This is a genomic window from Microbacterium sp. ARD32, assembly GCF_031844385.1.
Classification (GTDB): domain Bacteria; phylum Actinomycetota; class Actinomycetes; order Actinomycetales; family Microbacteriaceae; genus Microbacterium.
This window is the reverse complement of sequence record NZ_JAUZVD010000001.1, coordinates 1214815-1239946: the sequence shown is the minus strand read 5'-3', so window position 1 is coordinate 1239946 and position 25132 is coordinate 1214815. Positions and strand designations below refer to the sequence as shown.

28 protein-coding genes and 1 tRNA gene are annotated in these 25132 nt (G+C 68.7%); 10 read left to right on the top strand and 19 right to left on the bottom strand.

Annotation, left to right across the window (positions count from 1 at the left end; translation table 11 throughout):
- Positions 1–3: 3 nt before the first annotated feature.
- Entirely contained in the window at positions 4–450 is a 447-nt protein-coding gene (locus Q9R19_RS05870; RefSeq protein ID WP_311255391.1) for a MarR family transcriptional regulator, read from the bottom strand.
- A gap of 58 nt (positions 451–508) precedes the next feature.
- On the opposite strand from Q9R19_RS05870, the gene Q9R19_RS05865 reads away from it, so the two are divergent.
- Complete coding sequence (locus Q9R19_RS05865; protein WP_311255390.1) at positions 509–1432, top strand: zinc-binding alcohol dehydrogenase family protein; 924 nt, start codon at positions 509–511, stop codon at positions 1430–1432.
- 8 nt (positions 1433–1440) lie between these two features.
- Here Q9R19_RS05865 and Q9R19_RS05860 read toward each other — a convergent pair whose 3' ends face one another.
- The 6 genes from Q9R19_RS05860 to Q9R19_RS05835 all read right to left on the bottom strand — a co-directional run bounded on the left by Q9R19_RS05860 (position 1441) and on the right by Q9R19_RS05835 (position 6670).
- Positions 1441–2241 (bottom strand): class I SAM-dependent methyltransferase, encoded by an 801-nt coding sequence (locus Q9R19_RS05860; protein ID WP_311255389.1) that lies wholly within the window; start codon positions 2239–2241, stop codon positions 1441–1443.
- Entirely contained in the window at positions 2238–2759 is a 522-nt protein-coding gene (locus Q9R19_RS05855) for a GrpB family protein (protein ID WP_311255388.1), read from the bottom strand. Before Q9R19_RS05855 ends, Q9R19_RS05860 begins: the two co-directional genes overlap by 4 nt.
- Positions 2752–5097: an excinuclease ABC subunit UvrA gene (locus Q9R19_RS05850; protein ID WP_311255387.1), complete on the bottom strand. Its 2346-nt coding sequence runs from the start codon at positions 5095–5097 to the stop codon at positions 2752–2754. Before Q9R19_RS05850 ends, Q9R19_RS05855 begins: the two co-directional genes overlap by 8 nt.
- A 2-nt stretch (positions 5098–5099) precedes the next feature.
- Positions 5100–5510, bottom strand: coding sequence for a VOC family protein (locus tag Q9R19_RS05845; protein ID WP_311255386.1), 411 nt, complete (start codon positions 5508–5510; stop codon positions 5100–5102).
- Between the two features lie 103 nt (positions 5511–5613).
- Complete coding sequence (locus Q9R19_RS05840; protein WP_311255385.1) at positions 5614–6213, bottom strand: glyoxalase; 600 nt, start codon at positions 6211–6213, stop codon at positions 5614–5616.
- Between the two features lie 10 nt (positions 6214–6223).
- Positions 6224–6670, bottom strand: coding sequence for a helix-turn-helix transcriptional regulator (locus tag Q9R19_RS05835; protein WP_311255384.1), 447 nt, complete (start codon positions 6668–6670; stop codon positions 6224–6226).
- 134 nt (positions 6671–6804) lie between these two features.
- On the opposite strand from Q9R19_RS05835, the gene Q9R19_RS05830 reads away from it, so the two are divergent.
- The gene (locus Q9R19_RS05830; RefSeq protein ID WP_311255383.1) at positions 6805–7395 is read left to right on the top strand and encodes a DUF308 domain-containing protein; all 591 of its coding nucleotides are present in this window, start codon (positions 6805–6807) and stop codon (positions 7393–7395) included.
- Here Q9R19_RS05830 and Q9R19_RS05825 read toward each other — a convergent pair whose 3' ends face one another.
- Complete coding sequence (locus tag Q9R19_RS05825) at positions 7396–8160, bottom strand: SDR family oxidoreductase (protein ID WP_311255382.1); 765 nt, start codon at positions 8158–8160, stop codon at positions 7396–7398.
- 116 nt (positions 8161–8276) lie between these two features.
- Here Q9R19_RS05825 and Q9R19_RS05820 point away from each other — a divergent pair, with 116 nt between their 5' ends.
- The 4 genes from Q9R19_RS05820 to Q9R19_RS05805 all read left to right on the top strand — a co-directional run bounded on the left by Q9R19_RS05820 (position 8277) and on the right by Q9R19_RS05805 (position 10939).
- Positions 8277–8738 (top strand): NfeD family protein, encoded by a 462-nt coding sequence (locus tag Q9R19_RS05820; protein ID WP_311255381.1) that lies wholly within the window; start codon positions 8277–8279, stop codon positions 8736–8738.
- Positions 8739–8746: 8 nt separating this feature from the next.
- Positions 8747–9673, top strand: a complete 927-nt coding sequence (locus Q9R19_RS05815; RefSeq protein WP_311255380.1) for an SPFH domain-containing protein — start codon at positions 8747–8749, stop codon at positions 9671–9673.
- On the top strand, positions 9670–10437 hold the full coding sequence (locus Q9R19_RS05810) for a glycerophosphodiester phosphodiesterase family protein (RefSeq protein ID WP_311255379.1): 768 nt from the start codon (positions 9670–9672) through the stop codon (positions 10435–10437). Before Q9R19_RS05815 ends, Q9R19_RS05810 begins: the two co-directional genes overlap by 4 nt.
- A gap of 118 nt (positions 10438–10555) precedes the next feature.
- Complete coding sequence (locus Q9R19_RS05805) at positions 10556–10939, top strand: RNA polymerase-binding protein RbpA (protein ID WP_311255378.1); 384 nt, start codon at positions 10556–10558, stop codon at positions 10937–10939.
- A gap of 1 nt (position 10940) precedes the next feature.
- On the opposite strand, the gene lnt is transcribed toward Q9R19_RS05805, so the two are convergent.
- The 9 genes from lnt to Q9R19_RS05760 all read right to left on the bottom strand — a co-directional run bounded on the left by lnt (position 10941) and on the right by Q9R19_RS05760 (position 20629).
- The gene (gene lnt, locus Q9R19_RS05800; RefSeq protein WP_396653463.1) at positions 10941–12380 is read right to left on the bottom strand and encodes an apolipoprotein N-acyltransferase; all 1440 of its coding nucleotides are present in this window, start codon (positions 12378–12380) and stop codon (positions 10941–10943) included.
- A gap of 89 nt (positions 12381–12469) precedes the next feature.
- Positions 12470–14944: a DEAD/DEAH box helicase gene (locus Q9R19_RS05795; RefSeq protein ID WP_311255376.1), complete on the bottom strand. Its 2475-nt coding sequence runs from the start codon at positions 14942–14944 to the stop codon at positions 12470–12472.
- Positions 14941–15756 carry a twin-arginine translocase subunit TatC gene (gene tatC, locus Q9R19_RS05790; RefSeq protein ID WP_311255375.1) on the bottom strand — a complete coding sequence of 272 codons (816 nt, stop codon included), beginning with the start codon at positions 15754–15756 and terminating at the stop codon, positions 14941–14943. Before tatC ends, Q9R19_RS05795 begins: the two co-directional genes overlap by 4 nt.
- A 3-nt stretch (positions 15757–15759) precedes the next feature.
- Positions 15760–16017: a twin-arginine translocase TatA/TatE family subunit gene (gene tatA / locus Q9R19_RS05785; RefSeq protein WP_311255374.1), complete on the bottom strand. Its 258-nt coding sequence runs from the start codon at positions 16015–16017 to the stop codon at positions 15760–15762.
- 30 nt (positions 16018–16047) lie between these two features.
- Positions 16048–17034: a WYL domain-containing protein gene (locus Q9R19_RS05780; RefSeq protein WP_311255373.1), complete on the bottom strand. Its 987-nt coding sequence runs from the start codon at positions 17032–17034 to the stop codon at positions 16048–16050.
- The gene (locus Q9R19_RS05775; RefSeq protein ID WP_311255372.1) at positions 17031–18026 is read right to left on the bottom strand and encodes a WYL domain-containing protein; all 996 of its coding nucleotides are present in this window, start codon (positions 18024–18026) and stop codon (positions 17031–17033) included. Before Q9R19_RS05775 ends, Q9R19_RS05780 begins: the two co-directional genes overlap by 4 nt.
- Positions 18023–18934 (bottom strand): hypothetical protein, encoded by a 912-nt coding sequence (locus Q9R19_RS05770; protein WP_311255371.1) that lies wholly within the window; start codon positions 18932–18934, stop codon positions 18023–18025. Before Q9R19_RS05770 ends, Q9R19_RS05775 begins: the two co-directional genes overlap by 4 nt.
- Positions 18935–18944: 10 nt before the next feature.
- On the bottom strand, positions 18945–19955 hold the full coding sequence (locus Q9R19_RS05765; protein WP_311255370.1) for a tRNA (adenine-N1)-methyltransferase: 1011 nt from the start codon (positions 19953–19955) through the stop codon (positions 18945–18947).
- Positions 19952–20629, bottom strand: coding sequence for an HAD family phosphatase (locus Q9R19_RS05760; protein ID WP_311255369.1), 678 nt, complete (start codon positions 20627–20629; stop codon positions 19952–19954). Before Q9R19_RS05760 ends, Q9R19_RS05765 begins: the two co-directional genes overlap by 4 nt.
- A gap of 97 nt (positions 20630–20726) precedes the next feature.
- Between Q9R19_RS05760 and Q9R19_RS05755 the strand changes: the two genes are divergently transcribed.
- Positions 20727–21569 carry a PAC2 family protein gene (locus Q9R19_RS05755; RefSeq protein WP_311255368.1) on the top strand — a complete coding sequence of 281 codons (843 nt, stop codon included), beginning with the start codon at positions 20727–20729 and terminating at the stop codon, positions 21567–21569.
- A gap of 23 nt (positions 21570–21592) precedes the next feature.
- Here Q9R19_RS05755 and Q9R19_RS05750 read toward each other — a convergent pair whose 3' ends face one another.
- Positions 21593–22423: an undecaprenyl-diphosphate phosphatase gene (locus Q9R19_RS05750; RefSeq protein WP_311255367.1), complete on the bottom strand. Its 831-nt coding sequence runs from the start codon at positions 22421–22423 to the stop codon at positions 21593–21595.
- A gap of 48 nt (positions 22424–22471) precedes the next feature.
- Entirely contained in the window at positions 22472–23767 is a 1296-nt protein-coding gene (locus Q9R19_RS05745) for a M20/M25/M40 family metallo-hydrolase (RefSeq protein WP_311255366.1), read from the bottom strand.
- 110 nt (positions 23768–23877) lie between these two features.
- Here Q9R19_RS05745 and Q9R19_RS05740 point away from each other — a divergent pair.
- From Q9R19_RS05740 to Q9R19_RS05730, 3 genes are all read left to right on the top strand, one after another.
- Positions 23878–23962: transfer RNA gene (locus Q9R19_RS05740), tRNA-Leu, on the top strand.
- A gap of 129 nt (positions 23963–24091) precedes the next feature.
- A complete protein-coding gene (locus Q9R19_RS05735; RefSeq protein WP_311255365.1) occupies positions 24092–24532 on the top strand; it encodes a MarR family transcriptional regulator in 441 nt (146 codons plus the stop codon).
- Positions 24533–24568: 36 nt separating this feature from the next.
- Positions 24569–25087 carry an SRPBCC family protein gene (locus Q9R19_RS05730; protein ID WP_311255364.1) on the top strand — a complete coding sequence of 173 codons (519 nt, stop codon included), beginning with the start codon at positions 24569–24571 and terminating at the stop codon, positions 25085–25087.
- Positions 25088–25132: the final 45 nt, after the last annotated feature.

The window sequence follows — 25132 nt, the reverse complement described above, 5'->3', positions numbered from 1 at the left end:
CGTTCAGTCTCGCGTCGACAGCCACAGCAGTCGGCGGAGCTGCTCCCGCTGCGGCGCGTCCAGCCCGTCGAGCATCGGCATCAGCTCGCGCCGCGCCGTGTCATACATCTGGTGCGTCAGCTCGCGCCCCGCCGGCGTCAGGAACACGTCCACGGCCCGGCGATCCTCAGTGTTCCTCTCTCTGGCCAGAAGTCCGCGACGCTCGGCTCGGTCGATCAGTCCCGAGATGGACGACTTGTCCAGCCCCAGATGTGCGGCGAGCTCCGTCACGCGCGGGCGACGATCACGCAGGATGCCGAGCACGCGAAGCTGCGTGAGCGACAGCTCGTTCTCGGCACCGATGCGCGAGAGCACTCCCATGACCTGGAACGCGACCTGCACGAGCGCGTCGAGCGCGTCGTCTGTGCTCGCACCCTCGGTCGGCACCTCGTCATCGATAGGACTTGACATAGTTGGGATCCCCCACCATTCTTAACTGGTTCGTATTCCCAACTATATTGGAGAAGCCATGCACGCCGCCACTCTCACTCATGCCGATCGTCCGCCGGTCTACGCGACACTGCCTGAGCCGACTCCCGGCCCCGGGCAGATCGCGGTCGACGTGCTCGCCGCCGGCCTGCACCACCTGACCCGGGGAAGAGCCACCGGGCAGCACTACAGCAACGGGGTGACACTCCCCCTCACCCCGGGCGTCGACGGCGTCGTGCGCGACGAGACCGGCACGCTGCGCTATGTGGTGCTCGACGACACCGTTGCGGGCACGTTCGCTGAGCGAACGGTGATCGATCCCGACCGCAGCGTGGTGCTGCCGGCGGGCACCGACCCGGTCATCATCGCCGCCGCGATGAACCCGGCGATGTCGTCGTGGGTCGCTCTGCGGCGTCGGATCGAGTTTCCCGCCGGCGCTCGGGTGCTCGTCACCGGCGCCACCGGAGCGTCCGGACGGCTCGCCGTGCAGATCGCGAAGCTGCTCGGTGCCGGCCATGTCATCGCCGCCGGTCGCAACCGCGAGCGGCTAGAGGACCTTCGCGACCTCGGCGCCGACCAGCTGATCGGCCTGGACGAGTTCGAGGCCGCCGCCGATGCCGATGTCGTGCTCGACTATCTCTGGGGTGCGCCCGCGGCATCCGCGCTGATCCCCATGCTGACCCGGCGCCGCGACCGATCCGCGCCGCTGACGTGGGTGCAGATCGGCTCCATGGCCGGCGACACGGCTCCGATTCCTGGAGCGGCGCTGCGCTCGTCCCGTCTGCAGATCGTGGGCAGCGGCATCGGCTCGGTCCCCGCACGAGACCTGATTGCGGAACTGCCGGCGATCGCCGAAGCGCTGTCCTCGGGCGCCCTGCGCACGCAGGCTCACGCGGTGCCGCTGCGGGAGATCGAGCACTACTGGGACGCCCCCAGCGTTGAGCGCATCGTCTTCGTGCCCTGACTGCGCACTCAGTCGCGCACCCGCGCGATCGCGATCAGGTGAGCGCTCTGGTCGCGGATGGCGGGCAGAGCGGATGCAGCGCGTGCCACGATCAGCGCAGCACCCGCCACCTGCTCCCCCACGTCCCCTGCCTGCTCGAGGAACAGACCGGCGGGTCCCTCCACGCCGAGGACGTCTACGACCTCCAGATCGGCTTCCTCCAGTTCCGCCTGCAGCTCCTCGGCAGTGTGGAAGTGGCCGGCAGGGAATCGCAGACCCGGGCCCGGCCTGCCGTCGGCGATCAGCGCGGCCCACTCCCCCGGAATCGGCGAAGGAACCGGCCGGCCCAGCGACGTCGCACCGAAGGCGACATAACGCGAGAGACCTGCGGCGAGCACCGCACCTCCGGGCCGAACCACGCGGGATGCCTCCCGCAGCGCTCGGAGCCTGTCGTCACGCGACGCCAGGTGGTACAGCGGGCCCAGCATGATCGCGGCGTCGAACGCGTCGTCCACGAAGGGCAGCTCCCGAGCATCCGCGACCGATGCGGCCACACCCGCGGCTCGCGCCTGATCGACGTGCCGCGGCACAGGATCGATCATCTCGACGGCATAGCCCGCGTCCGTCAGGGCGCGAGCGTGGATGCCGGCCCCGCCGCCGATGTCGAGCACGCGTCCACTCGGAACATGCTCGCGAATGATCTCGTGCGTGCGCCGGAACTCCAGCGGACCCTGCGCTGACCTGGTCGTCAGGCGGGCATGCTCATCGAACGCCTCGCCGTAATACGTCTGGATGCGCGCATCGATGTCGTCCTGTTCCGGAGTCGTCATGCACTTGAGGATATGGTCTTTCCGGCGCGGTATTCGTCGAGCAGGTCTTGCACGATCCGTGCCTTGCCAGCGGTGTACCGGCCCCACCCCGTTTCACCGTCGGCGAGACTCCGCTTGACCGCGAGGTGCGATTCCCGGGCCCCTGGCGATGAGCGCAGCAGATCGCGGAAGTCCAGGCGATCGCGCCACTGAGCGCTGTCGAGGGCGACGACATGAACGATGGCGGTCCGATCGCTTCGCGACGGCAGACTCAACCAGGCATGGTGCGGTCGATGTCCTTCGAGGTCGAGTCCGTCGTCGCTCAGGGTCGTTACGGCCGTTGAGAGCTCATCCGCCGCGACGCCGACGAGCACATCCACGACGTCCTTCGCGAACATGCCAGCAACTGCGGTCGATCCGATGTGCTCGACGATCGCATCGGGCAGGATCGAGAGGACGCGATCCCGTAGCGCTTCGAAACGCTGCTCCCAGTGCGCAGGATTCGGCGCGACCAGGGCGACAGCAGGATCCTCACGCACCGACGTACAAGGCCAGGTGCTCGCCGGTCAGTGTCGACTTCGCGGCGACGAGGTCGGCGGGCGTGCCCTCGAACACCACCCGGCCACCGTCGTGTCCGGCTCCGGGACCGATGTCGATGATCCAGTCGGCGTGCGCCATGACGGCCTGATGGTGCTCGATCACGATCACGGTCTTGCCGGAATCGACCAGGCGGTCCAGCACACCGAGAATCGTCGAGACGTCCGCGAGGTGCAGGCCTGTCGTGGGCTCGTCGAGCACGTAGACGTCGCCCTTCTCCCCCATCTGGATCGCCAGCTTCACCCGCTGTCGCTCACCACCGGACAGCGTCGAGAGCGGCTGCCCCAGCGTCAGGTACCCGAGTCCGACGTCCTCGAGCCGGCCGAGTGTCGCCGCCACGGCCGGGATCTTCGTCTCGGCGGCGGTGAAGAACTCGCGCGCCTTCGCGACCGGCAGGTCCAGCACCTCGGTGATGTCGAGACCACCGAGCTTGAAGTCCAGCACGGCCGACTGGAAGCGCTTGCCGCCGCAGTCCTCGCAGGGGGTCTCGATGGTGTCCATGAATCCGAGCTCGGTGACGATCACGCCCGCGCCCTTGCAGGTGGGGCAGGCCCCCTCCGAGTTGGCGCTGAAGAGCGCCGGCTTCACGCCGTTCGCCTTCGCGAACGCCTTGCGGATCGGTTCCAGCATCCCGGTGTAGGTGGCCGGGTTGCTGCGACGTGAGCCTTTGATGGCGCTCTGGTCGATCGACACGACGCCCTCGCGTGGCGCGACCGAGCCGTGGATCAGCGAGCTCTTGCCGGAGCCGGCCACACCGGTGACCACCGTGAGGACACCGGTGGGGATGTCGACGTCCACGTGCTGCAGATTGTTCGCGTCGGCACCGCGCACCTCGATAGCGCCCGTCGCCTGCCGCACCGACTCCTTCAGCGACGCCCGATCGTCGAGGTGCTGCCCGGTGAGCGTTCCGCTGCTGCGCAACTCGTCGACGGTCCCTTCGAAGCAGATCTCCCCGCCGCCGGATCCCGCTCCGGGACCGAGATCGACGACGTGGTCGGCGATCTCGATCGCCTCCGGCTTGTGCTCGACGACGAGAACCGTGTTCCCCTTGTCGCGCAGTTCGAGCAGCAGGTTGTTCATGCGCTGGATGTCATGCGGGTGCAGGCCGATCGTCGGCTCGTCGAACACGTACGTGACATCCGTCAGCGACGAGCCGAGGTGACGCAGCAGCTTGATGCGCTGCGCTTCTCCCCCGCTGAGCGTTCCCGACGGCCGGTCCAGACTCAGATACCCCAGTCCCAGCGCGACGAACGAATCGAGGTTGGCGCTCAGCGCACTCAGCAGCGGTCCCGCCCCGGCCAGGTCGAGTCCGCGCACCCAGGATGCCAGGTCCGTGACCTGCATCCTGCAGGCGTCGGCGATGCTCACGCCGTCGATCTTCGAGGAGCGTGCGCCTTCGGTCAGACGGGTTCCGTCGCACTCCGGACACGTCGCGAAAGTCGCCACCTGCTCGACGAACCGGCGGATGTGCGGCTGCAGGGCGTCGAGATCCTTCGAGAGCATCGACTTGGTGATCTTGGGGATCAGACCCTCGTAGGTCATGTTGATCCCCGAGATCTTCACCTTCGTCACCTCGCCGTGCAGGAACAGGTGACGCTGCTTCTCGGTGAACTCCGCGATCGGCTTGTCCGCCGGATAGAACCCGGACTGCGAGAAGCCCTTCACCATCCACCCGTCGGCGGTGTACCCGGGCACGAGGATCGCGCCCTCGTCCAAGGACTTGGACTCGTCGACGACCTGGGACAGGTCGACGTCCGACACCGCTCCCCTGCCCTCACAGCGCGGGCACATGCCGCCCAGGTAGATGGCATCCTTCACGATCTTCTTCTCGCCGCTGGGGCCGACCATCACGCCGCTGGCCTTCTGCGTGGGGATGTTGAACGAGAACGCGGTCGGCCCGCCGATGTACGGCTCGCCGAGCTTGGAGAACAGGATGCGCAGCATCGCGTTGGCATCGGTGACGGTGCCCACGGTCGAGCGAGGGTTGGCGCCCAGGCGCTCCTGGTCGACGATGATCGAGGTGGTCAGCCCTTCCAGCACGTCGACGTCGGGTCGAGGCACCGAGGGCATGAACCCCTGGACGAACGCGCTGTACGTCTCGTCGATCATGCGCCGGGACTCCGCCGCGATGGTGTCGAACACCAGTGAGCTCTTCCCCGACCCCGACACGCCGGTGAAGACCGTCAGCCGGCGCTTGGGGAGAACGACGCTGATGTCCTTCAGATTGTTCTCGCGGGCGCCCTCCACCCGGATGCTGTCGTGACTGTCTGCCGCATGCATGGTCAACCCCTCTGCTGGATGCGCACGAGATTGCCGGCAGGATCGCGGAACGCGCAGTCCCGTGATCCGTAGGGCTGGTCCACCGGCTCCTGCACGACCTCCGCGCCGGCGCCGACGGCCCTCTCGAACGCCTCGTCGAGGTCGTCGGCGGCCAGCAGGATCCAGCCGTGGGTCCCCTTGGCCATCATCTCGAGAATCGTCTGCCGCTCCTGGTCCGTCACACCCGGGTCGGTGACCGGCGGCGCCAGCAGGATCGACACGTCCGGCTGACCCGGTTCGCCGACGGTGATCCAGCGCATCGCCCCCTGGCCCACATCGCTGCGCACCTCGAAGCCGAGAGCGTCACGATAGAAGGCGACGGACTCGTCCGGGTCGAGGTGCGGCAGCGCGGTCGTGTGGATGGAGATCGCCATGACACCTACCCTACGGTTCGAACGACTCGCGACTGGAGCAGATTCGGCGTATGCGCGGGTGAGCGCGTCCCGCCAGCCCGGAAGACACATGAGCCGTCGACCATCACGCCCACACGAACCCATCCGGATCGACGAACTCGCCGCTGACCGGATGGATGACGAGCCGGTGCGATCCGGTGCCGGCGGCGGGGACCCCGGCATCCTTGGCGAGAGCAGCGCGCTTGTACAGCGCGAGACGAACCGGATCCTCGGAGCCGCCCAGCTCGGCGTAGCTGCCGAAGCTCTTCCCCTGCTCGAAGCCTCGGCCGGTGTAGAACCGCTTGGACTCCGGCACGCTCGCGGCGCCGAGAAGCAGCACGAAGGAGTCGAAGCGCACCTCGCCGGGCCCGGCGTTCTTCTTGGCCCCGGTCGCGAGCTTCCAGATCGCTCCGTCCGGTGCCTGCAGCGTGCCGCCGTAGCCCCAGAGCGACTTGGTGGCGGGCTTGATGACCGTGGCGCCCGCGTCGAGGCCGCTCTGGAAGAGTGCGTCGACATCGGCAGGCTGGGAGGCGACCAGGGACAGCGTGAACCCGCGGAAGCCGCCGGTGGCGGCGTCGCTCTGGGTCAGGCGGAGCCGGTCGCCCACTCCGAAGGCGACGTCGTAGAAACTCTGGGCGGCGGACAGGTCGTTCACCTCGAGGGTGATGTACTCGATTGCGTTCATGACCTCCACGTTAGAAACGCGAAGAAGTGCGCGCTTCTCGATTCCTGATCGGTCTGGTCACCTGCTTGGCGATGCACGCCGGCATCCCGACCGTGTGCTCCGCGCCGCGCTCACGGTACACGCTCGGAGGAACGCCGACGAGCTCGGTGAACCGCGTGCTGAACGTCCCCAGCGATGAGCATCCGACGGCGAAGCAGATGTCGGTGATGCTCAGCTCATCACGACGCAGCAGCATCATCGCCCGCTCGATCCGCCTGGTCATCAGGTAGGAGTACGGTGACTCGCCGAACGCCTGCTTGAACCGCCTGCTGAGATGCCCGGCCGACATGTGCGCACCGCGCGCGAGGTCCTCCACGTCGAGGGGATGGGCGTACTCGCGGTCCATGCGGTCGCGCACACGCCGGAGGATCACATATTCCTTGAGCCGGTCGTCACTGCGGGAGGAAGCCTCTGCCATCCCACGATCGTCGCACGCTGCGCCGACATGCTCCACCTGCGCGGCCGGGACCACTGCGGGGCCGGGACAACCCGGGCGCGCCGGACTCGCTACGCTTGCGCGTATCCCACCCGAGGAATCAGGAAAGGGCCGACATGTCCCACGCTTCCCCCGCGCTGAGGAGCCTCCGCTCCGCAGTCCGCAGCACACTGGTCGTCTCCGGCGTCGTCATGCTGCTGCTCGGCGCGTTCATCCTGCTCTCCCCGACCGGCACGGCGATGCTGTTCGCCGGCGTCCTGGCCGCCTACCTCATCGTGCAGGGACTCATCCACCTCGGCGCTGAGGTGTTCTCCCCCGGCGACGGCGGGCGCGCCCGCATCGCCCGCGTCGTGCTCGGAGCACTGTACGTGGTCGCGGGGATCGTCGCCTTCGTCTGCCTGCTGACGTTCACCACCGCGCTGACGGTGTTCTTCGGCGTGCTGCTGGGCATCACGTGGATCGTCGACGGCGTGATCGCGCTCTCGCTGCGCTCGGGCGGCCGCGCGAAGCTCTGGACCGTCGTCCACGCGATCCTGAGCATCGTTGCCGGCATCGTGCTGGTGCTCTCGCCGCTGTACGTCATCGCGCTCTGGTGGCTCGCCGGCATCGCTCTGGTCGCCCTGGGAGCGCTGCAGATCGCCCGGGCGATCATGCTGGGGCGGGATGCCGCGCCCGCTGTGCCGCTGCCCTCGGAGGAGAGCAGCTGATCACTCCGCGGTGAAGTCCGAGGTGTCGCCGACGAGGCGCGTATTGTCGGCCGGCACGGGATCGATGGCGGCCTGCGCCACCTCCGCGGCGAACTCCGACACGTTGTAGAGCCTGCCCGCCGACTCGCGACGCTCGGCGATCGCGCCCGGGTTGAGTCGGTTCAGCAGCGTGGCGGTGATCGTGCCCTCGATCATGTCACCGGAGACGACGGTGAAGCCGATGCCCTTCTCTGCCAGACCGGGGATGAGCTCGCGCAGCGCATCCTCGCCGGCGCGCTTCGAGCGCGCGACCGGCTCGTACTCGGGCATGGTCGGCGTCGTGCGGATGAAGTGGGCCTGGTGGCTGGTGACGAAGACCACGCGCGAGCCGTCGCCGAGCAGGGGCTCCGCAGTCTTCAGCACGCTCAGCTGCGCGTCGCGGTTGAGCGTGAGCGCGTAGTCCTCCCCCATCCCGGACTCCATGCCTCCGGAGGCGTTGAGCACGAGGATGTCGAGTCGACCGAACTCACTGCGCACCTGCTCCAGCATGCTCGCGACGGAGTCCGGATCGGTGAGGTCGGCGCCGACGACCAGCGCGCGCACCCCCAGCTCGCGCAGCTGCGTGGCGAGCTTCTCGGCGCGCGGCGCCTTGTTGCGGTAGTTGATGACGACATCCGCTCCCGCCTCGGCGAAGTAGCGGACGGTGTCGGCGCCGATGCCCCGGGACGAGCCGGTGACGAGCGCCACCTTTCCGTCGAGGGATCCGGCCGGGAGAACCTGGGTCATTCCTGACTCCTCGTGATGCGCGGAGAGTCGCCGGTGCGGCGACCTCCCAACCCTACAACGCGACGGGCGCCGGGCCGGGGGATCCGTCGCGTGGTAGGTTGACCGCAGGAGGGCGCATGGACTTCATCGCAGGTATCGAGCAGTGGGCCTGGATCGGCTGGCTGGTGCTCATCGCCGTGTTCCTGGTGATCGAGATGATGACCCTCGACTTCACGTTCCTGATGCTCTCGTTCGGCAGCGTCCTCGGCCTCGTCGCCGACCTGGTCGGCCTGCCTCTGTGGGCTCAGGTCATCATCGCCGCCGCCGCAGCCGCCCTCTTCATCTTCTTCCTCAGACCGCCTCTGCTGCACCGGCTGCGCCGCGGCGAGGATCCTGCGAAGTCGAACGTCGCAGCGCTGATCGACCTGCGCGGAACGGCGCTGCACGACATCACGAACATCTCCGGTCAGGTCAAGCTCAGCAACGGCGACACCTGGACCGCTCGCAGCGCCGACGGCGTCCCGATCCTCCAGGGCAGCCGCGTGGCCGTCTCGGAGATCAACGGCGCCACCGCCATCGTCCGCCCCGTCACCGAATAGGAGCACAGATGGACGACTCGTTCATCCCCGCAGCGATCGCCTGGATCCTGGCGATCGCCGTCATCATCTTCGTGCTGGTCACGATCGCCCGATCGATCCGGATCATCCCGCAGGCGACCGCTGGCATCGTGGAGCGGCTCGGCCGGTACCACAAGACCCTCGACCCGGGCCTGAATCTGCTGGTGCCGTTCATCGATCGTCTCCGTCCGCTCATCGACATGCGCGAGCAGGTCGTCTCGTTCCCACCCCAGCCGGTGATCACCGAGGACAATCTCGTGGTGTCGATCGACACCGTCGTGTACTTCCAGGTGACGGATGCCAGGGCCGCGACCTATGAGATCGCCAACTACCTCGGCGCCGTCGAGCAGCTCACCACGACCACGCTCCGCAACGTCGTCGGCGGGCTGAACCTCGAGGAGGCGCTCACCAGCCGCGATGAGATCAACGGGCAGCTGCGGGTCGTGCTCGACGAGGCGACCGGCAAGTGGGGCATCCGCGTCTCGCGCGTGGAGCTGAAGGCCATCGACCCGCCGGTGTCCATCCAGGACTCGATGGAGAAGCAGATGCGCGCTGAGCGCGATCGCCGCGCCGCGATCCTGACGGCAGAGGGCTCCAAGCAGTCCCAGATCCTCGAGGCGGAGGGTCAGCGGCAGGCCGCGATCCTGAAGGCCGAGGGAGACAAGCAGGCGGCCGTCCTGCGGGCGCAGGGTGAGGCGGAGGCGATCCAGAACGTATTCGCCTCGATCCACGAGGGCCGCCCCGACGACAAGCTGCTGGCGTACCAGTACCTGCAGATGCTGCCCAAGATCAGCGAGAGCTCGTCGAGCAAGCTCTGGATCATCCCCAGCGAGCTGACCGAGGCACTGAAGGGCATCGGCACAGCGTTCACTCCGCGATCCGGCGGTGGCGCGGACAGCTCCCTGCCCGGCGCGTGACGCACCCGTACTTCCAGGACGCCCGGCATCCGCGCGTCCTCGCCCACCGCGGGCTGGTGCCTGCGGCCGGCGAGGACGCGCCGCTGTGGGAGAACACCGCCGCATCCTTCGCCGCAGCGCACGCCGCCGGCGTCGAGTACATCGAGACCGACTGCCAGATGACCGCCGACGGCGATGTGGTGCTTTTCCACGACTCCACACTGCAGCGGCTCACCGGCGACGAACGCGCGGTGTCCGCGCTGCGCACGCGCGAGCTCTCCGCCATCTTCGCGGACCACGGCGGGCTGCTGACGGTCGCCGATGCACTCGACGCCTTCCCCGAGATCCGGTTCAACATCGACGTCAAGACGCCCGCCGCGGCGGAACCGATCGGACCGCTGCTGGCGGCGCACACCCACCGGGTGCTGCTCACCAGCTTCTCCGAGCGCAACCGGCGCGCGGCGCTGGCGTCCGTCCTGCGCGCCGGCGCCGGCATCCGCCCTGCGACCTCGGCAGGGCGCTCGGTCATCCTCGCCCTGCGGATGCTGTCCTGGCTGCGCCTCTCCCCCGCTCGGGCGCTCCGCGCCGTAGACGCCGTGCAGATCCCGGAGCGGCACCGGGGCATCCCCCTCTTCACACCCGCGCTCGTCCGCGCAGCGCACCGGTGCGGCACTGAGGTGCATGTCTGGACGGTCAACGACCCCCGCGACATGGTGAGGCTGGTCGCCGCCGGAGCCGACGGAATCGTCACCGACCGAGCGGACCTCGCGCTCCGCACGATCTGACGCGCTCCCCCGCCGACCGGCGCTGGGATTCCCCTGTGAGTTCGACCGGGAATCCGCCGCTGTGGATGAAGCGCACAGGCGCGACCGTTATACCTGACAGCGACGAGAGGACCACACAATGGCAGATCGTAGCCTTCGCGGCATCCGACTGGGAGCCCAGAGCCTTCAGAGCGAGGAGGGCGTCGTCTTCATGGAGCGACGCGCCACCACCTACAAGTGCGACACGTGCGGTCACGAGACGACCCTGATGTTCTCGGCCGACGCCGAGCCGCCGCAGACCTGGGAGTGCCGCAATTGCGGCGCCGACGCGCTGCTGCAGGTCGACGGGAACTCCGTGAAGCTCGAGGAGAACGACGAGAAGGCCGCCCGCACCCACTGGGACATGCTCTTGGAGCGCCGTACCCGTGAGGAGCTCGAGGAGCTCCTGGCCGACCGACTCGCCTACGTCCGCGCCCGCCGCGGCGCCGGCGACGACCCGACGCGCGAGCGCATCGGAGCCTGACTCAGCGTCGCCGCCGCGCGAGCACGCCGGCGCCGGCCAGCGCTCCCAGCGCCAGCACCACCAGAGCCCGCTGGATCCACGGGCCCAGCAGCACCCCAGCCGTGAGGCCGGAACGCAGTTCGACATCGTCGAGCAGCGCTCCGGCCTCCGCTGCGTCCAGGGACGATATCGTCGTGCCGTCCGGGCGTATGATCTGACTGGTGCCGACCGTGGAGATGTTGACGACGCTGCGACCGGTCTCGATCGCGCGCATGCGGGCGAAGGCCAGCTGCTGCAGGTTCTCATCCGTGCCGCGGAAGTCGGCGTTGTTGGTCTGGAAGACGAGCACACCGGCACCCTGCGTCACGCTCTCGCGGATCACCTCGTCGTAGATGACGTCGAAGCAGATCGCCAGCCCCACGCCCACGTCGCCCACTCTCACCAGCGGTGGGTTCGTGCCCGGCGTGTACTCCCGCCCGATCAGGCCGATCAGGTCGGGAGCGAGCGCCTCGTAGAAGCCCCGGTCGGGCACGTACTCGCCGAACGGCACCGGATGCCGCTTGTCATGCAGCTGTGTGGCCGCGCCGTCGGTCGTCCACAGGAAAGAGGTGTTGAAGATGTCGTCGCCGCGCTCGGTGGCGGTGTTCGCCAGCAGCGGGGCATCCATCCAGGCCGCCACCCGCGTCAGGCGTCGCGCCGTGGACGCATCCTGGAACGGATCGTAGTCCACGCCGCCCTCCGGCCAGACCACCAGATCCACCTGCTCGCCCCTGAGCGGCTCCGTCGCGGTCAGCTGCGCGTCGATCACGCTGTACTGCTCGCGGCTGTCGAAGTAGCCGGTCGGCCCGTCGCCCTGCACGGCGGCGATGCGCATGCTGCCCGCCGGTGCGGTGGGGAACAGCGGCGCGAACAGCAGGGCGATCACCGTGACCGCCGGGGCGATCAGCGTGAGCGGGCGGCGCCAGGAGCCCGCGCGGACGACCTCGATCAGCAGCGCGACGGCGAAGACCATCAGGAATCCGAGCCCGCTGACCCCGACCCACGAGGCGACCGGCGCGAACGGCCCCTCCGCCTGCGTCATGCCCAGCCGAGCCCACGGGAAGCCGCCGTACGGCCAGTTGCCCAGGAACAGCTCATGCGTCGTCCACAGCGCCGCGACCAGTGCCGGCAGCAGCAGCGCCCTCGAGCGCGGCATCACCCGCGGGAGCCAGCGATAGGCCAGCGCGACGAGCGTCAGCGACAGCGCGGTCAGCGCCCCCTCGACGACGCTCAGCGCGATCCAGGGCACGGGCCCGAGGTAGCGCGAGGTCCACGAGACGAGCAGGGAGAAGAACACCAGCCCGTACACGCCCGACACCAGCAGGGCCGTACCCAGGCGCCTGCCGTCGAGGCAGACCAGCATGATCGCCACGGCGACGAGCGCGAGCGGCCAGATGGCGAAGGAGGGGAACGCGAGTGACATCAGGATGCCCGCTGCCGCCGACAGCCCCACGGCGATCCACAACGGGACGAGCGGGCGCACGGGGGCCGTGGTTCGGGTGCCGGCCACCGTCACACCCCCGCGTAGGCGACGATTCCGCGCCGCACGCCGTCCAGGGCGCGCCGCGCGGTGCGCGCCAGGTCGCCGTCGTCGGCGACGATCGACAGCTGGTCGAGCAGGTCGATCGTCTGCTTGGCCCAGCGCACGAAGTCGCCGGCGGCCATGTCTGCGTCGATCAGCACACGGTCCAGCGAGCCGCCGCGTGCCCAGGAGTGCATGGCCGCCGCCAGGCCGGGCGCGAGCGGCTCGGTGCGCGGCAGCGAGAAGTCGTGCTCGACGTCGTCGAGCTCCGCCCACAGGCGCATGGTCGCGTCGTAGGCGATGCGGAAGGCGCCGCGGGGCAGGCCGCGCTCCCCCGCGTTCTGCTCGTCGCGTCGCGGCTCGTACACCAGGCAGCTCGCCATCGCCGCCAGCGACGGCGCATCCAGGCTGCGCCACAGATTCTGGCGCAGGGACTCGGCGACGAGCAGGTCACGCTCGCCGTAGATGCGCTTCATGGTGCGGCCGGCCGCGGTGAGCGAGACCTGGTCGCCGTCGCCGTCCAGGTACTCCACGACCCGCAGCACGTCGATCACCCGATCGAAGGTGCGCGCGACCGTGCCGGTGCGGTTGTCGATCTGGCGGCGGATGCGGTCTGTGTCCCGCTTCAGACCGAAGTAGCGCTCCGCCCAGCGGGCGTGCGCCTCGCGGTCCGGACAACGGTGGCACGCGTGCCGCTGCATGCGGGTGCGCAGTGCCTGGATCTTGCGCATCCGCTTCTCACGAGCCGCGCGCGGCCCGCCGCCGTCCCGCCGGTTCTTCTTCTCCAGGTCGCTGAGCTCGCGGCGGATGGCGGCGTAGTCCAGGAAGTCGCCGTGCTCGCAGTGCATGGCCTTCAGATACCCGGCGAGTGACTCCTCGGCATCCTTCACCTTGCGAGCCAGGCCGACCACCGCACGGTCGGCCTGGAACTGTGCGAACGACGACTCCAGGATCTCGCGGGCGCGAGCCCGGCCGAAGCGATCGATGAGGTTGACCGCCATGTTGTAAGTGGGCCGAAAGCTGGAGTTCAGCGGATAGGTGCGACGGGATGCCAGCGCCGCGACGGCCTGCGGATCCATTCCCTCGGTCCACTGCACCACCGCGTGGCCCTCGACGTCGATGCCGCGCCGTCCCGCACGGCCGGTGAGCTGGGTGTACTCGCCCGAGGTGATCGCGACGCGCGCCTCGCCGTTGAACTTCTCCATCTTCTCGAGCACCACGGTGCGGGCGGGCATGTTGATGCCCAGCGCGAGAGTCTCGGTGGCGAAGACCGCCTTGACGAGCTTGCGCCGGAACAGCTCCTCGACGACCTCCTTGAACGCCGGGAGAAGTCCGGCGTGATGAGCCGCGACACCGCGCTCGAGGTCGTCGCGCCACTCCCAGAAACCCAGCACGTCCAGATCCTCGTCCTGAAGCGAGCGGGTGCGCTCGGTGACGATCTCGCGGATCTGCGTGCGCTCTTCGTGCGTGGTCAGGCGGATGCCGGCGCGTCGCACCTGCTGCACGGCGGCGTCGCAGCCCACCCGGCTGAAGATGAAGAAGATCGCGGGCAGCAGGTTGGAGCGCTCCAGCAGTCGCACCACCTCGGGGCGATCCATGCGCTCGATGCGGCGCGCATTGGCCGAGCGCACGGGGCGTCGCCCGCCTCGCGGCGGACGCTTCGCCTGCCGCCCCGCGTGCCTGTTGCTGCGGTACTCCTGGGCGCTGCGGTTGCTCTCGTATCGGGATCCGGTGAACGAGCGGATCCGGAACAGCTCCTGGTTCACCTGGGCCGTAGCCACTCCGGCTCGGTCGTCGAACAGCGGCAGCAGGTCGTCGCGGACCAGCACGTGCTGCTCCAGCGGCACCGGCCGGGTCTCGGACACGATCACATCTGTGTCCCCGCGAACCGTGTCGAGCCAGTCACCGAATTCCTCGGCGTTGGAGACCGTGGCGCTCAGCGAGATCAGCCGCACCTCCTGCGGCAGGTGCAGGATGACCTCCTCCCACACCGGTCCGCGAAAGCGGTCGGCCAGATAGTGCACTTCGTCCATCACGACATAGCGCAGCCCGCGGAGGGCGTCGGAGTCGGCGTAGAGCATGTTCCGCAGCACTTCGGTGGTCATCACCACGATGCGCGCGTTGCCGTTGATGTTGGTATCGCCGGTGAGCAGGCCCACCTGGTCGGCACCGTAGACGTCGACCAGTTCGCGGAACTTCTGGTTGGACAGCGCCTTCATCGGGGTGGTGTAGAAGGCCTTGTCCCCGGGCGTCCGCATGGCCAGGTGGATCGCGAACTCCCCGACGATGGTCTTGCCCGCGCCAGTCGGCGCCGCCACCAGCACGCTGCGACCGCGTTCGAGCGCCTGGCATGCGTCGAGCTGGAACGGATCGAGAGCGAAGCGCTGAGCTGCCGCGAACGACTGCGTCTGAGGATGCTGAGACGCCGCCTGCGCCGCCGCATAGCGCTCAGCCGGGGAACTCATAAGGCCGGCGCGTCAGGGTCGAGGCCGTCCGCGCGACGCTGCTTTCCCTTGCGACGGTCGAACAGCAGCGACAGTGTGGCCGCGGCGAAGTACAGCACGATCAGAATTCCGCCGAGCAGGAACATGGAACCGATGTCCGCGGCAGGGGTCGCGATCGCAGCGAACAGCGCGGCGACGAGTACGGCGACTCTCCAGCCCTTGAGCATCGCTTTTCCCGTCATGATGCCGGCCAGATTGAGCGCGACCATGAATACGGGGAGGACAAAGGATATGCCGATCACGAGCACGAACTTCAGAATGAAGTCGTAGTAGTAGTCGGAGTCGAGGAAGTTCTTGCCGACGTCCGGTACGAAGTTCGACATGACCTCGATCACGTGCGGTGCAACAAGGACCGCCACGTAGCAACCCGTGAAGAACAGTGGAACCGCAGCGCAGACGAACCCGACCGTGTACTTGATCTCCTTCTTCGTGAGTCCTGGCACGATGAATGCCCAAAGCTGCCACAGCCATACCGGCGCGGACAGCAGCAGACCAATGGCCATCGCCATCCGTAAACGCAGGTTGAACCCTGACGAGATCTTAGCGAAGACCAACTCCGCGAAGTGAGCCCCGCGTTCGGCGTTGATCGCGTTGATGGGCTCCGTGAGGAAGTTGATCACCGGAGTCGTCACGAGTGCGGCGATCACCATTCCGACGACGAATCCGAGTACCGCGATGATCAGACGTCGACGCGCCTCTCTGAGATGCTCGCCGAGCGACATCCGTCGATCACGGCGTCCCTCCGAGGGCGCGTCGACGCTCAGCTCTGTCACGACCTACGAGGCGCGGGGCGGCGAGTCCTGATCAGCAGGACGTTCGACTGTCGATGCCGCGGTTCCCGTGGATGTACCGGTGGTGTCTGACGCGTCTCCGTTCGCTACGTCATCGTCCTTCATTGCCTTCATCTCGCCCTTGAAGACACGGGCGGACTGGCCGAGGCTCTTCGCCAGCGCTGGCAGCTTCGCCGCGCCGAACAGGAGCAGGATGATGATCAGGATGATCCACAGGTGGGGTCCTGAGAAAAGGTTGGCCATCGGATTCTCCTCGGATTGGCTCGGGTCGGTTCAGTCTACCTGCGTCCGTCGGGACTCGGGTGTCGTGTACAGCTCGAGCGCATCGGATGCCCATTCCCGGGTCGCCGTCCGTGCCAGCGGAGGATCCAGCACCTCGAGCGCTCCCCCGAAACGGCCGGCGAGACGCTTGATGCCACGAGGGTCGGCCATGCCGATCCGCACGGTCACCCCGTCGTCCGTGCGCTCCACCTCTTCGTGCGGGAACGCGCCCAGCAGGGGCAGCATCCGCTCCGGCAATCGCACCGTGACATGATCGGAGACCGTGCCGCCGCCGAACTCCGTCGGCACCGGCGCGTCGGCGTGGGTGATCGGGATCTCGGTCAGCTGCGCGTCGCTGACGCGGTCCAGATGGAACGTGCGCATCGCCTGACGCAGGTGGCACCAGCCCTGCAGGTACCACTGCCCGTTCGTGATCAGGATCTGGCGCGGATCCACCGTGCGGGTGGTGGGCTCGGCATCCGGCGCCTGATAGCGGAACGATACCGCGACCCCCTCATGCAGGGCTCGCGATACCACGCTCTGCACCTCTGTGGCCTCCACCGGCGCGACCAGCAGGTCGGGCGGTGCATCCGCGGAACCGCGTGACAGCTTGGCGATCAGCCCGGACACGAGACCCGAGTCCGCGACGGCGGGAACGGCGGCCACCAGCTGCAGACCTGCCAGCAGCGCAGCCGCCTCGCGGGCGGTGAATCGCGGTACACGCCGCAGGGCGACATCGTGGGTGATCTCGATGATGTCGTGCTCGTCGAGCAGATCCCAGTCGATGTCGAACATCTCCTGCGGCAGTTGCCAGTAACCGGAGTCGCCCGGCAGGCCGATCACGGTGAGCTTCTCGACCATCGAGCGCATCTGCGTGGGCGTCACGCCGAACTCCTCGGCTGCCTCGTCGAGCGTCACCTGACCCCGCTCCAGCAGATACGGCACGAGCGTCAGGTACAGCCGAACTCGATCGGCGGCCAGCAGCGGTGCGGTGCTCACGAAACGGCACCCCGCTCGGCGTGCACGTCCGCGATGGCGCGCAGACGCTGGATGACGGCCTCGCGCAGCGCGGCGGGTTCGACCACGCGCACCTCCGGACCGTAGGTGGCCAGTTCGTCGGCGAAGATGTGGCGGTCGACGTAAGCGACGCGCATCCCCTGCGGGGCGGGGGATGCACGGCGCCCCAGCCGGAGCGCCGCCTCGGTGCCGGGCGTGACCTCGAGCAGCGCTTGCTGAGACGCCGCGACGTCGGCCAGCCCTGCCAGCGCACGCTCGGCGGCACCTTCGCGCGCCGCGGCGTCGAAGCTCTGCCCGGTCACCTTCACGTCACTGACGATGCGGCTGAGCAGGAACGTGCGCTCGGCATCGGCGTCGACATCGCGCCCGTACAGGTGCCAGCGCGCCTCGTACTCCACCTGCGCCAGCGGACGAACCCGGCGACGGGTCGGCGCGTCCGCACCCGGCTTGAGATAATCGAAGACGATGACCCGATTGCGCTCGATTCCCTCCTGGACGGCCGGGAAGGCGGCGTCGCGCACGGCGATGCGCGGAGCGAAGCCGATGATCGGCTCATCGCCGTCGATGCCGAGCGCGCGGATCTTGCGCACGCCCGCCTGCGCATCGGCCGAGACCGATTCGCTGCTCCAGACGCTCCCCGCCAGGCGCAGCACCGCCAGCTCGGCATCCGTGAACTCCAGATCCTGCGGCAGATCATAATCCGCCTGCGGGATGCGATAGCGCGCTTCGCGCAGGTCCTGCGGGTCGGCGGGGTCGCCGATGGTCTCCACGGGCATCCCGAGCGCACGCAGCTCGTCCTTGTCGCGCTCGAACATCTTCTCCAGCGAGTCCGGCTTCGCGCCGGCCTCGACGCGCTGACGGTACCCGGAGATGTTGTCGAGGATCTGCTGCTTGGTCAGGCCGATCTCCGTGGCCATCAGCGCCACGACGAGATTCGTCAGCCGCTCCTCCGCGGGGATCTGCGAGGGTGTCATCCCTGGACCAGCTCCGGCGGGACGATGCCGAGCACGTCCACCACGTAGGCCGTGGCGTCCTTGCCGGCGTCATCCGGGACCACCACGAGCAGCTGCGATCCCACCGTCGCCTTCTGCACGCGCTTCATGACCTCGGCCGGCAGCGTGGTCTTGTCGTACACGACGCCCTGGCCCCAGGACGAGCCGGAGACCGTGCGGTCGGACCAGGCGACGGCGGTGTACTCGAACATCGCGAGGCCGTCGCCGACCTTCTCGCCGGTGCCCTCGATCAGTGTCTGGGCGACCGTCTTCTTCGGCACAGCGGCATCCGGGATGATGATGCCCGGCCGACCGTCCGCGGCGCGGACCACCGTGGGCAGTCCGTGCGCGTCGTTGAAGACATCATGGCCCTGCGCCTTCGGCAGCAGCACCTCCTGCACGTCGAGGGTGCCGACGATGCTCTCGTCGCTCTTCAGACCCACCTGCTCTGCCATGCCGTCAGGCAGGTCCTTGGCGGGGATCGCGAAGGCGACACGCGAACCCTCGGTGGCGCACTTCAAGGCGACTCCGACACCGCCGAACTGCTCGTTCAGCGACTGCGGGGACCAGACGCCGGCACCGCTGTCGATGACCTGGCCGGTGGCGCCGTTCAGCAGCGTCAGGGTGCCGACCGCGTTCTGCTCGCCGTCGCGCACGGCCATGCCGTCGCCCACGATCAGGTCGTCGTAGACCACCTCGGACGTGGGCATGGGGGCACTCAGGCTCACCTTCGCAGCGCCGATGTCTCCGGTGGCCTTGACCACCATCGACAGCGCGGCGGACTCGCTGCGCTCGCAGCCGGCGGCACCGGAGTCGGGTGCGGCCGAGCAGCCCGTCAGAGCGAGAGCGGTCAGAGCGAGAGCGGAGAGGGCAGCGGTCGTTTTACGCACGCGCCCCAGTCTATTCCGAAGGCGCGTCGCCCTCGCGCGACGCGGCGGCCGTCCGCGCACCGTCCGCCGCCTTCTGCGCCTCGCGCACCCGCTTGCGCAGGTTCTTGTCGGTGATCTCGCGGTCCCCGACGGCGCCCGGCGTCCACAGTTCGACGTCGTCGTCGCCATAGCTCGACTTGGAGGCGCGTCGCTTCACCTCGGGCGGGACCGCACCGGGAGCCAGACGTCGCGCCGTGAGCAGGAAACCCGTATGAGCGACCATCCGGTGATCCGGCCGCACGGCCAGTCCCTCCACGTGCCAGCCGCGCACCATGGTCTCCGATGCATCCGGGTCGGTGAACAGTCCGGTGCCGCGGATGTACTCCGCCACGCGGGAGAGCTGGGTGGCGGTGGCGACGTAGCAGATCACCACTCCACCGGGGGTCAGGGCGTCCGCCACGACGTCCATGCATTCCCACGGCGCCAGCATGTCGAGCACGACCCTGTCGACAGTGCCCGGCCGGAAGCGGTCTGGCAGCTGCTCGGCCAGGTCTCCGACGACGACGTCCCAGGTGTCGGGCGTCGCGCCGAAGAAGGTCTCGACATTCGCGCGTGCGACCTCGGCGAAGTCCTCCCGGCGCTCGAAGGAGGTGAGGGTGCCATCGGCGCCGATGGCGCGCAGCAGCGCCAGGGAGAGCGCGCCGGAGCCGACGCCCGCCTCCACGACGACGGCGCCGGGGAAGATGTCGGCCTGCATGACGATCTGAGCGGAGTCCTTGGGGTACACGATCGCAGCGCCGCGGGGCATCGACATCGCGAAATCGCGAAGCAGCGGGCGCAGCGCCAGGTACTCGTGACCCGCGCTGTTGGTGACCACCGAGCCGTCGGGCTCGCCGATCAGCTGGGTGTGCGCGAGCACTCCGTGGTGCGTGTGCAGCTCACCGTCCGCGCGCAGAGTGATGGTGTGCATCCGCCCCTTCGGTCCGGTCAGCTGCACCCGGTCTCCGGCGCGGAACGGTCCGCTGGGCCGTCTGGCGTTCATCGTGCGCTCTCCTCGGCGTGTCGGGCGTGCAGCGCGACGACGTCGGCGGCCGTGCGTCCGCTCAGCGTCGGCCAGAGCTCGTGGGCACCCAGCCCGTCCAGCGCGATGAGATTCGGCACTCCGACGGTCACCGCGCCCGACGCCACCGCCGATGTCACCCCGGTGCGGGAGTCCTCGATCGCGACGGTGTCGGCGATGTCCACGCCGAGCAGCTCCGCGGCGCGCAGATACGGGTCGGGGAACGGCTTCGGCCGCACGGCATCCTCTCCGGCGACGACCAGGTCGAACGCCTCGAAATCGATCAGGTCGACCACATCGGCGGCCATCCGGCGCAGCGACATCGTCACCAGCGCGGTCGTGATCCCCGCGTCGCGCAGGTCCCGCAGCAGCTCGCGGGCACCGGGCCGGAAGGGCACGCCGCGGCTGCGCAGCGAAGCAGCCACGCTGTCGGTGAGGCGGTCGACGATCGCCTGGGCATCCAGATCGACGCCGAGCCCCTGGAACAGCACCGCGCTCTCGAGAAGGCCGTTGCCGATCAGCCCCAGCGCCTGCTCGTGCGACCAGGTGCCGCCGTAGGACTCGACCAGCTCGGTCTCGGCGGCCATCCAGTACGGCTCGGTGTCGACGAGGGTTCCATCCATGTCCCAGAGGACCGCGCGGGGCTTGCTGCTCATTGCACCCATGCTAGCCGGGCCGGGCCCCCGAGCCGGCGCCGTGCCGTTAGCCTGGAGGGACACTCGCGGGTCGGTTCCCGCGCAGGAAAGGGGAACGGTGGACGCTCTGGGCTCACGCATCATCCTCGCCGCGTTCGACGGGTGGAACGACGCCGGCGAGGCGGCCAGCGGCGCGATCTCCGCGCTGCGCGAGGCCGGCGCCTACGAGGTGGTGCACTCCGTCGACCCCGAGCTGTACTTCGACTACCAGTACACCCGTCCGGCATCTCGCATGGATGCGTCCGGCCGGCGCGAGCTGCACTGGCCCGAGGCCACCCTGTCGCGTCCCACCAGCGCCGGGGAGGGGCCCGAGCTGTGGCTGCTCACCGGCTCGGAGCCGGCTCGCGCGTGGCAGGCCTTCGCCACCGAGTTCATCGACGTGGCGCTGCGTGACGACGTGACAGGGCTCGTCACGATCGGGGCGATGCTGTCGGACGTGCCGCACACCCGGCCGATCTCGGTGTTCGCCGCCAGCCAGAACGAGCTGGTCCGCCAGGCGCACGGGCTCGAGAAGTCCACCTACGAGGGTCCCGTGGGCATCCTCAGCGTCTTCGAGCACTTCGCCGAGAGCGCCGAGATCCCCACGGCGAGCCTGTGGGCCAGCGTGCCGCACTACGTGGCCACGGCCGCGCCCTCGCCCAAGGCGACGCTGGCGCTGCTGGACCGCCTGGAGGAGCTGACCGGAATCGGGCCCGCGCGCGAGCACCTGCGCACCGAGGCGGCCGCGTGGGAGGCGTCCATCGACGCCGCCGCCGCGGAGGACGAGGACATGACGGACTACATCCACCAGCTGGAGCGCACTCGTGACACGTGGGACTCCCCTGATGCCTCCGGAGACGCCATCGCCCAGGCGTTCGAGCGCTACCTGCGCCGCCGCGGCGACGGTCCGGACAAGAAGTAGCTCCTGTCCTGAGCTGCCGTGCGTCAGCGCGGTGCGAGGAGCCCGGTGGACAGCAGCACGATCAGCGTGCCGCCGAGCAGCACCCGGTAGATCACGAACGGCAGAAAGCTGCGCTTGGAGATCCAGTTCATGAAGAACGCGATCACGCCGAGCGCCACCACGAAGGCGATGCCCGTCGCAGCGAACGTCTCCCCCAGGCTGAAGTACTGCCCGGCGTCGCCGCCGTGCTTGAAGAGCTGGTAGAAGCCGCTGCCGAACACCGCCGGGATCGCCAGCAGGAACGCGTAGCGTGCGGCGGCTGCGCGCTCGTAGCCGAGGAACAGCCCCATGGTGATGGTGCCGCCCGAGCGGGAGACGCCGGGAACCAGAGCGAGCGCCTGGGCGAACCCGTAGGCGATGCCGTGCGGATAGGTGAGGTCGTCCAGTTTGCGTCGCTTCGCCCCGACGTAGTCGGCGATGCCGAGCAGCAGACCGAAGCCGATCAGCATGATCGCCACGATCCACAGCGACCGCAGGGTGGTCTCGATCCGGTCCTGGAAGAGCAGCCCGAGCACGACGATCGGGATGCTGCCGAGGATGATGAGCCATCCCATCCTGGCATCCGGGTCATCGCGCGGCACCTTGCCGGTCAGCGAGCGGAACCACTGCCCGATGATGCGGACGATGTCGCGCCAGAAGAACACGACCACGGCGGCCTCGGTGCCGATCTGCGTGATCGCCGTGAACGCCGCGCCCGGATCCTCGCCAGACGGCAGCAGCGCCCCGGCGATGCGCAGGTGCGCGCTGGAGGAGATCGGCAGGAATTCGGTGAGCCCCTGGATCACGCCGAGGAAGAGTGCTTCGAGCAGGTTCATGCAGTGCTTTCTGGGAGTGGCGCGTCGGATGCCGGCGCCGAGAACGGATCAGCAGGAGCGCAGCAGGTCGGTCAGCACGCGCTGACCGAAGACAAGCGAGTCTACGGGGACGCGCTCGTCGACACCGTGGAACATCCCTGTGAAGTCGAGGTCCGCAGGCAGCCGCAACGGCGCGAATCCGTAGCCGGTGATGCCGATCGAGGCGAGCGCCTTGTTGTCGGTGCCGGCACCGAGCAGGTACGGGATCACCGGGACGCCCGGATCGTGACGTCCGAGGGCGGCGACCATGGCGTCCACCAGCTCGCCGGCGAACGGCGTCTCCATGCCGATGTCGCGCACGACGGTCTCGATGCGGATGTCGTCGCCGACGATGCGCTGCAGTTCAGCGAGCACGTCCTCCTCCGTGCCGGGGATCACTCGCACATCGATCAGCGCCTCGGCGGTCTCGGGGATCACGTTGTGCTTGTACCCGGCGGTGAGCATCGTGGGATTCGCCGTGGTGCGGAAGGTGGAGCGCAGGAACGCCTCCGCGGGTCCGGCGGCCGCCGCCAGTGCGTCGGGATCGTCCGCCGGACGGCCGGTCAGCTCGCTCAGCCCCGCCAGGAGGGCCTGCGTCGTGGATGTCAGGCGGATCGGCCACCGAGTGCGCCCGATGGATGCCACGGCTTCGGCCAGCCGGGTGATCGCGTTGTGCTCGTGGTAGCGGCTGCCGTGCCCGGCGCGCCCCTTGGCGACGAGCCGCAGCCACATCATCGCCTTCTCCCCCACCTGCAGCAGATAGGCGCGGCGGTCGTCGACCGAGATCGAGTAGCCTCCGACCTCGCTGATCGCCTCCGCAGCGCCCGCGAACCACTCCGGCCGATCCTTCACGACCAGCGCGGACCCCTCCACGCCGCCGTTCTCCTCGTCGGCGAAGAAGACCAGGATCAGGTCGCGCTCGGGCTGCTCTCCCGCGCGCAGCAGCTCGGCGACCGCGGTGAGGATCATGGCATCCATGTTCTTCATGTCCACCGCACCCCGGCCCCACAGCATCCCGTCCCGGATCACGCCCTCGAACGGGTCGACGCTCCAGTCCTCCGCCATCGCGGGGACCACGTCCAGGTGCCCGTGCACCACCAGGGCAGGGCGCTCAGGATCACGGCCCTTCACCCGCGCCATCACGTTCGTGCGATTCGGGATCGGCTCGTAGTACTCCGGATGCAGCCCCAGCGACTCCAGGTAGGCGCCGACGTACTCCGCCGCCTCGCGCTCGCCGTTGGAGCGGCCTCCCCCGTAGTTGGTCGTATCGATGCGGATCAGGTCGCGGGCGATCCGTGCGACTTCAGGAAGGGACGTGTCCGACATGGCTCCAGGCTACCGAAACCGAGGGGCGCGCCCGGGTGCGCTGCCGGTTCGTGCGTCACTTACGAGCGTGCTAGAGTCATTCTTCGGTCGGCAACGATCACCATCACCTTGCGCGGGTGGCGGAATAGGTAGACGCGCTAGCTTGAGGTGCTAGTGCCCGCATAGGGCGTGGGGGTTCAAGTCCCCCCTCGCGCACAGAATGTCCTGAGCCGCGACACAGTTCACGAACTGGTCGCGGCTCAGGACTTTATCGTTCTCCGGCGATCCCGGCGGCTTATCGCAGCGCTTGACTCAGCGGCGTGAATCACACACACTCGCTATCTGGTGCTGGCCGCCCAACGCGAAGGCAACCGCCTGCTCGCAGCGGCGCTGTCCGAGCTCGACGTCACGCCCGCGCAGTCCGAGGCGCTGCGCATCATCGAGGACCACGGCCCGCTCTCCCTCAGACAACTCGGCGAAATGCTCGTCTGCGACACCGGCACCAGCCCGAGTCGAATCGTGGATCGACTCGTTGCCGCAGGACTCGTCGATCGTGCAGCCGGCGAGCAGGACCGGCGTCAGGTGCAGCTCTCGCTCACTCCCGCGGGAACAGCCAGGGCGACACAGGTCCGCACCATCGAGGAGCGCCTCTACGACAGCATCGACGGGGCGCTCGCGGACGAAGACGCAGACGAACTTGTCCACGCGCTCCGCGCGCTGACCCACGACTCACCGGCCGGTGCAGCGCTGCAGAGGCGCCTCACTCCAGACCACGCGTCGGCCTGAGCGACTCACCCATCTGCGAACCACACGGAGAAACCGATGACATTCACCCTGGAGCTGGACGTGCTGGCCGACCCGGCAGAGGTCTTCCGCTTCGTCGCCGACTTCACCAGCACACCGCGCTGGTACTCCGCCGTCCAGCACGTGTCGCACGTGACCGGCAACGGCGGTGCCGGCACGCAGTACGAAGTCCATCGCCGGCTGCCCTCCGGCCCCGCCGTCAACACGGTCGAGGTCGCCGACTACACCGAGGGACGGGTCGTCACCTTCGCGTCCGTCGCGGGCCCGACGCCGTTCGCCTACCGCTACGAGATGCACCCCGCAGGCCGGGGCACGCGGCTGCAGCTCGAAGGCAGCATCAGCGCGGAGGGCCTGCCCGGAATGGGTCACCTGCTCGGACCGCTGGCCGAACCGCTGTTCAGGCGCGGCATGCAGGAGAACCTCGGCACGCTGAAGGCACTGCTCCAGACGCGCCGACCCGCATCGCACCGCGGGATGAACCGTTTATGCAGGGGGTTTTCTAAACGCTGGTTGACACGTCGTTACCGTCATGCATAATGGAGTCCAGACGTAACGCAATGCCCTTTTATTGTATCCGTATGG

What these genes read in the sequence shown, in the direction of transcription:
- Q9R19_RS05870 (WP_311255391.1), bottom strand. Translation starts at nt 450, where the DNA reads ATGTCAAGTCCTATCGATGACGAGGTGCCGACCGAGGGTGCGAGCACA.
- Q9R19_RS05865 (WP_311255390.1), top strand. Translation starts at nt 509, where the DNA reads ATGCACGCCGCCACTCTCACTCATGCCGATCGTCCGCCGGTCTACGCG.
- Q9R19_RS05860 (WP_311255389.1), bottom strand. Translation starts at nt 2,241, where the DNA reads ATGACGACTCCGGAACAGGACGACATCGATGCGCGCATCCAGACGTAT.
- Q9R19_RS05850 (WP_311255387.1), bottom strand. Translation starts at nt 5,097, where the DNA reads ATGCATGCGGCAGACAGTCACGACAGCATCCGGGTGGAGGGCGCCCGC.
- Q9R19_RS05845 (WP_311255386.1), bottom strand. Translation starts at nt 5,510, where the DNA reads ATGGCGATCTCCATCCACACGACCGCGCTGCCGCACCTCGACCCGGAC.
- Q9R19_RS05840 (WP_311255385.1), bottom strand. Translation starts at nt 6,213, where the DNA reads ATGAACGCAATCGAGTACATCACCCTCGAGGTGAACGACCTGTCCGCC.
- Q9R19_RS05835 (WP_311255384.1), bottom strand. Translation starts at nt 6,670, where the DNA reads ATGGCAGAGGCTTCCTCCCGCAGTGACGACCGGCTCAAGGAATATGTG.
- Q9R19_RS05830 (WP_311255383.1), top strand. Translation starts at nt 6,805, where the DNA reads ATGTCCCACGCTTCCCCCGCGCTGAGGAGCCTCCGCTCCGCAGTCCGC.
- Q9R19_RS05825 (WP_311255382.1), bottom strand. Translation starts at nt 8,160, where the DNA reads ATGACCCAGGTTCTCCCGGCCGGATCCCTCGACGGAAAGGTGGCGCTC.
- Q9R19_RS05820 (WP_311255381.1), top strand. Translation starts at nt 8,277, where the DNA reads ATGGACTTCATCGCAGGTATCGAGCAGTGGGCCTGGATCGGCTGGCTG.
- Q9R19_RS05815 (WP_311255380.1), top strand. Translation starts at nt 8,747, where the DNA reads ATGGACGACTCGTTCATCCCCGCAGCGATCGCCTGGATCCTGGCGATC.
- Q9R19_RS05805 (WP_311255378.1), top strand. Translation starts at nt 10,556, where the DNA reads ATGGCAGATCGTAGCCTTCGCGGCATCCGACTGGGAGCCCAGAGCCTT.
- lnt (WP_396653463.1), bottom strand. Translation starts at nt 12,380, where the DNA reads ATGTCACTCGCGTTCCCCTCCTTCGCCATCTGGCCGCTCGCGCTCGTC.
- Q9R19_RS05795 (WP_311255376.1), bottom strand. Translation starts at nt 14,944, where the DNA reads ATGAGTTCCCCGGCTGAGCGCTATGCGGCGGCGCAGGCGGCGTCTCAG.
- tatA (WP_311255374.1), bottom strand. Translation starts at nt 16,017, where the DNA reads ATGGCCAACCTTTTCTCAGGACCCCACCTGTGGATCATCCTGATCATC.
- Q9R19_RS05775 (WP_311255372.1), bottom strand. Translation starts at nt 18,026, where the DNA reads ATGACACCCTCGCAGATCCCCGCGGAGGAGCGGCTGACGAATCTCGTC.
- Q9R19_RS05765 (WP_311255370.1), bottom strand. Translation starts at nt 19,955, where the DNA reads ATGAACGCCAGACGGCCCAGCGGACCGTTCCGCGCCGGAGACCGGGTG.
- Q9R19_RS05760 (WP_311255369.1), bottom strand. Translation starts at nt 20,629, where the DNA reads ATGAGCAGCAAGCCCCGCGCGGTCCTCTGGGACATGGATGGAACCCTC.
- Q9R19_RS05750 (WP_311255367.1), bottom strand. Translation starts at nt 22,423, where the DNA reads ATGAACCTGCTCGAAGCACTCTTCCTCGGCGTGATCCAGGGGCTCACC.
- Q9R19_RS05745 (WP_311255366.1), bottom strand. Translation starts at nt 23,767, where the DNA reads ATGTCGGACACGTCCCTTCCTGAAGTCGCACGGATCGCCCGCGACCTG.
- Q9R19_RS05730 (WP_311255364.1), top strand. Translation starts at nt 24,569, where the DNA reads ATGACATTCACCCTGGAGCTGGACGTGCTGGCCGACCCGGCAGAGGTC.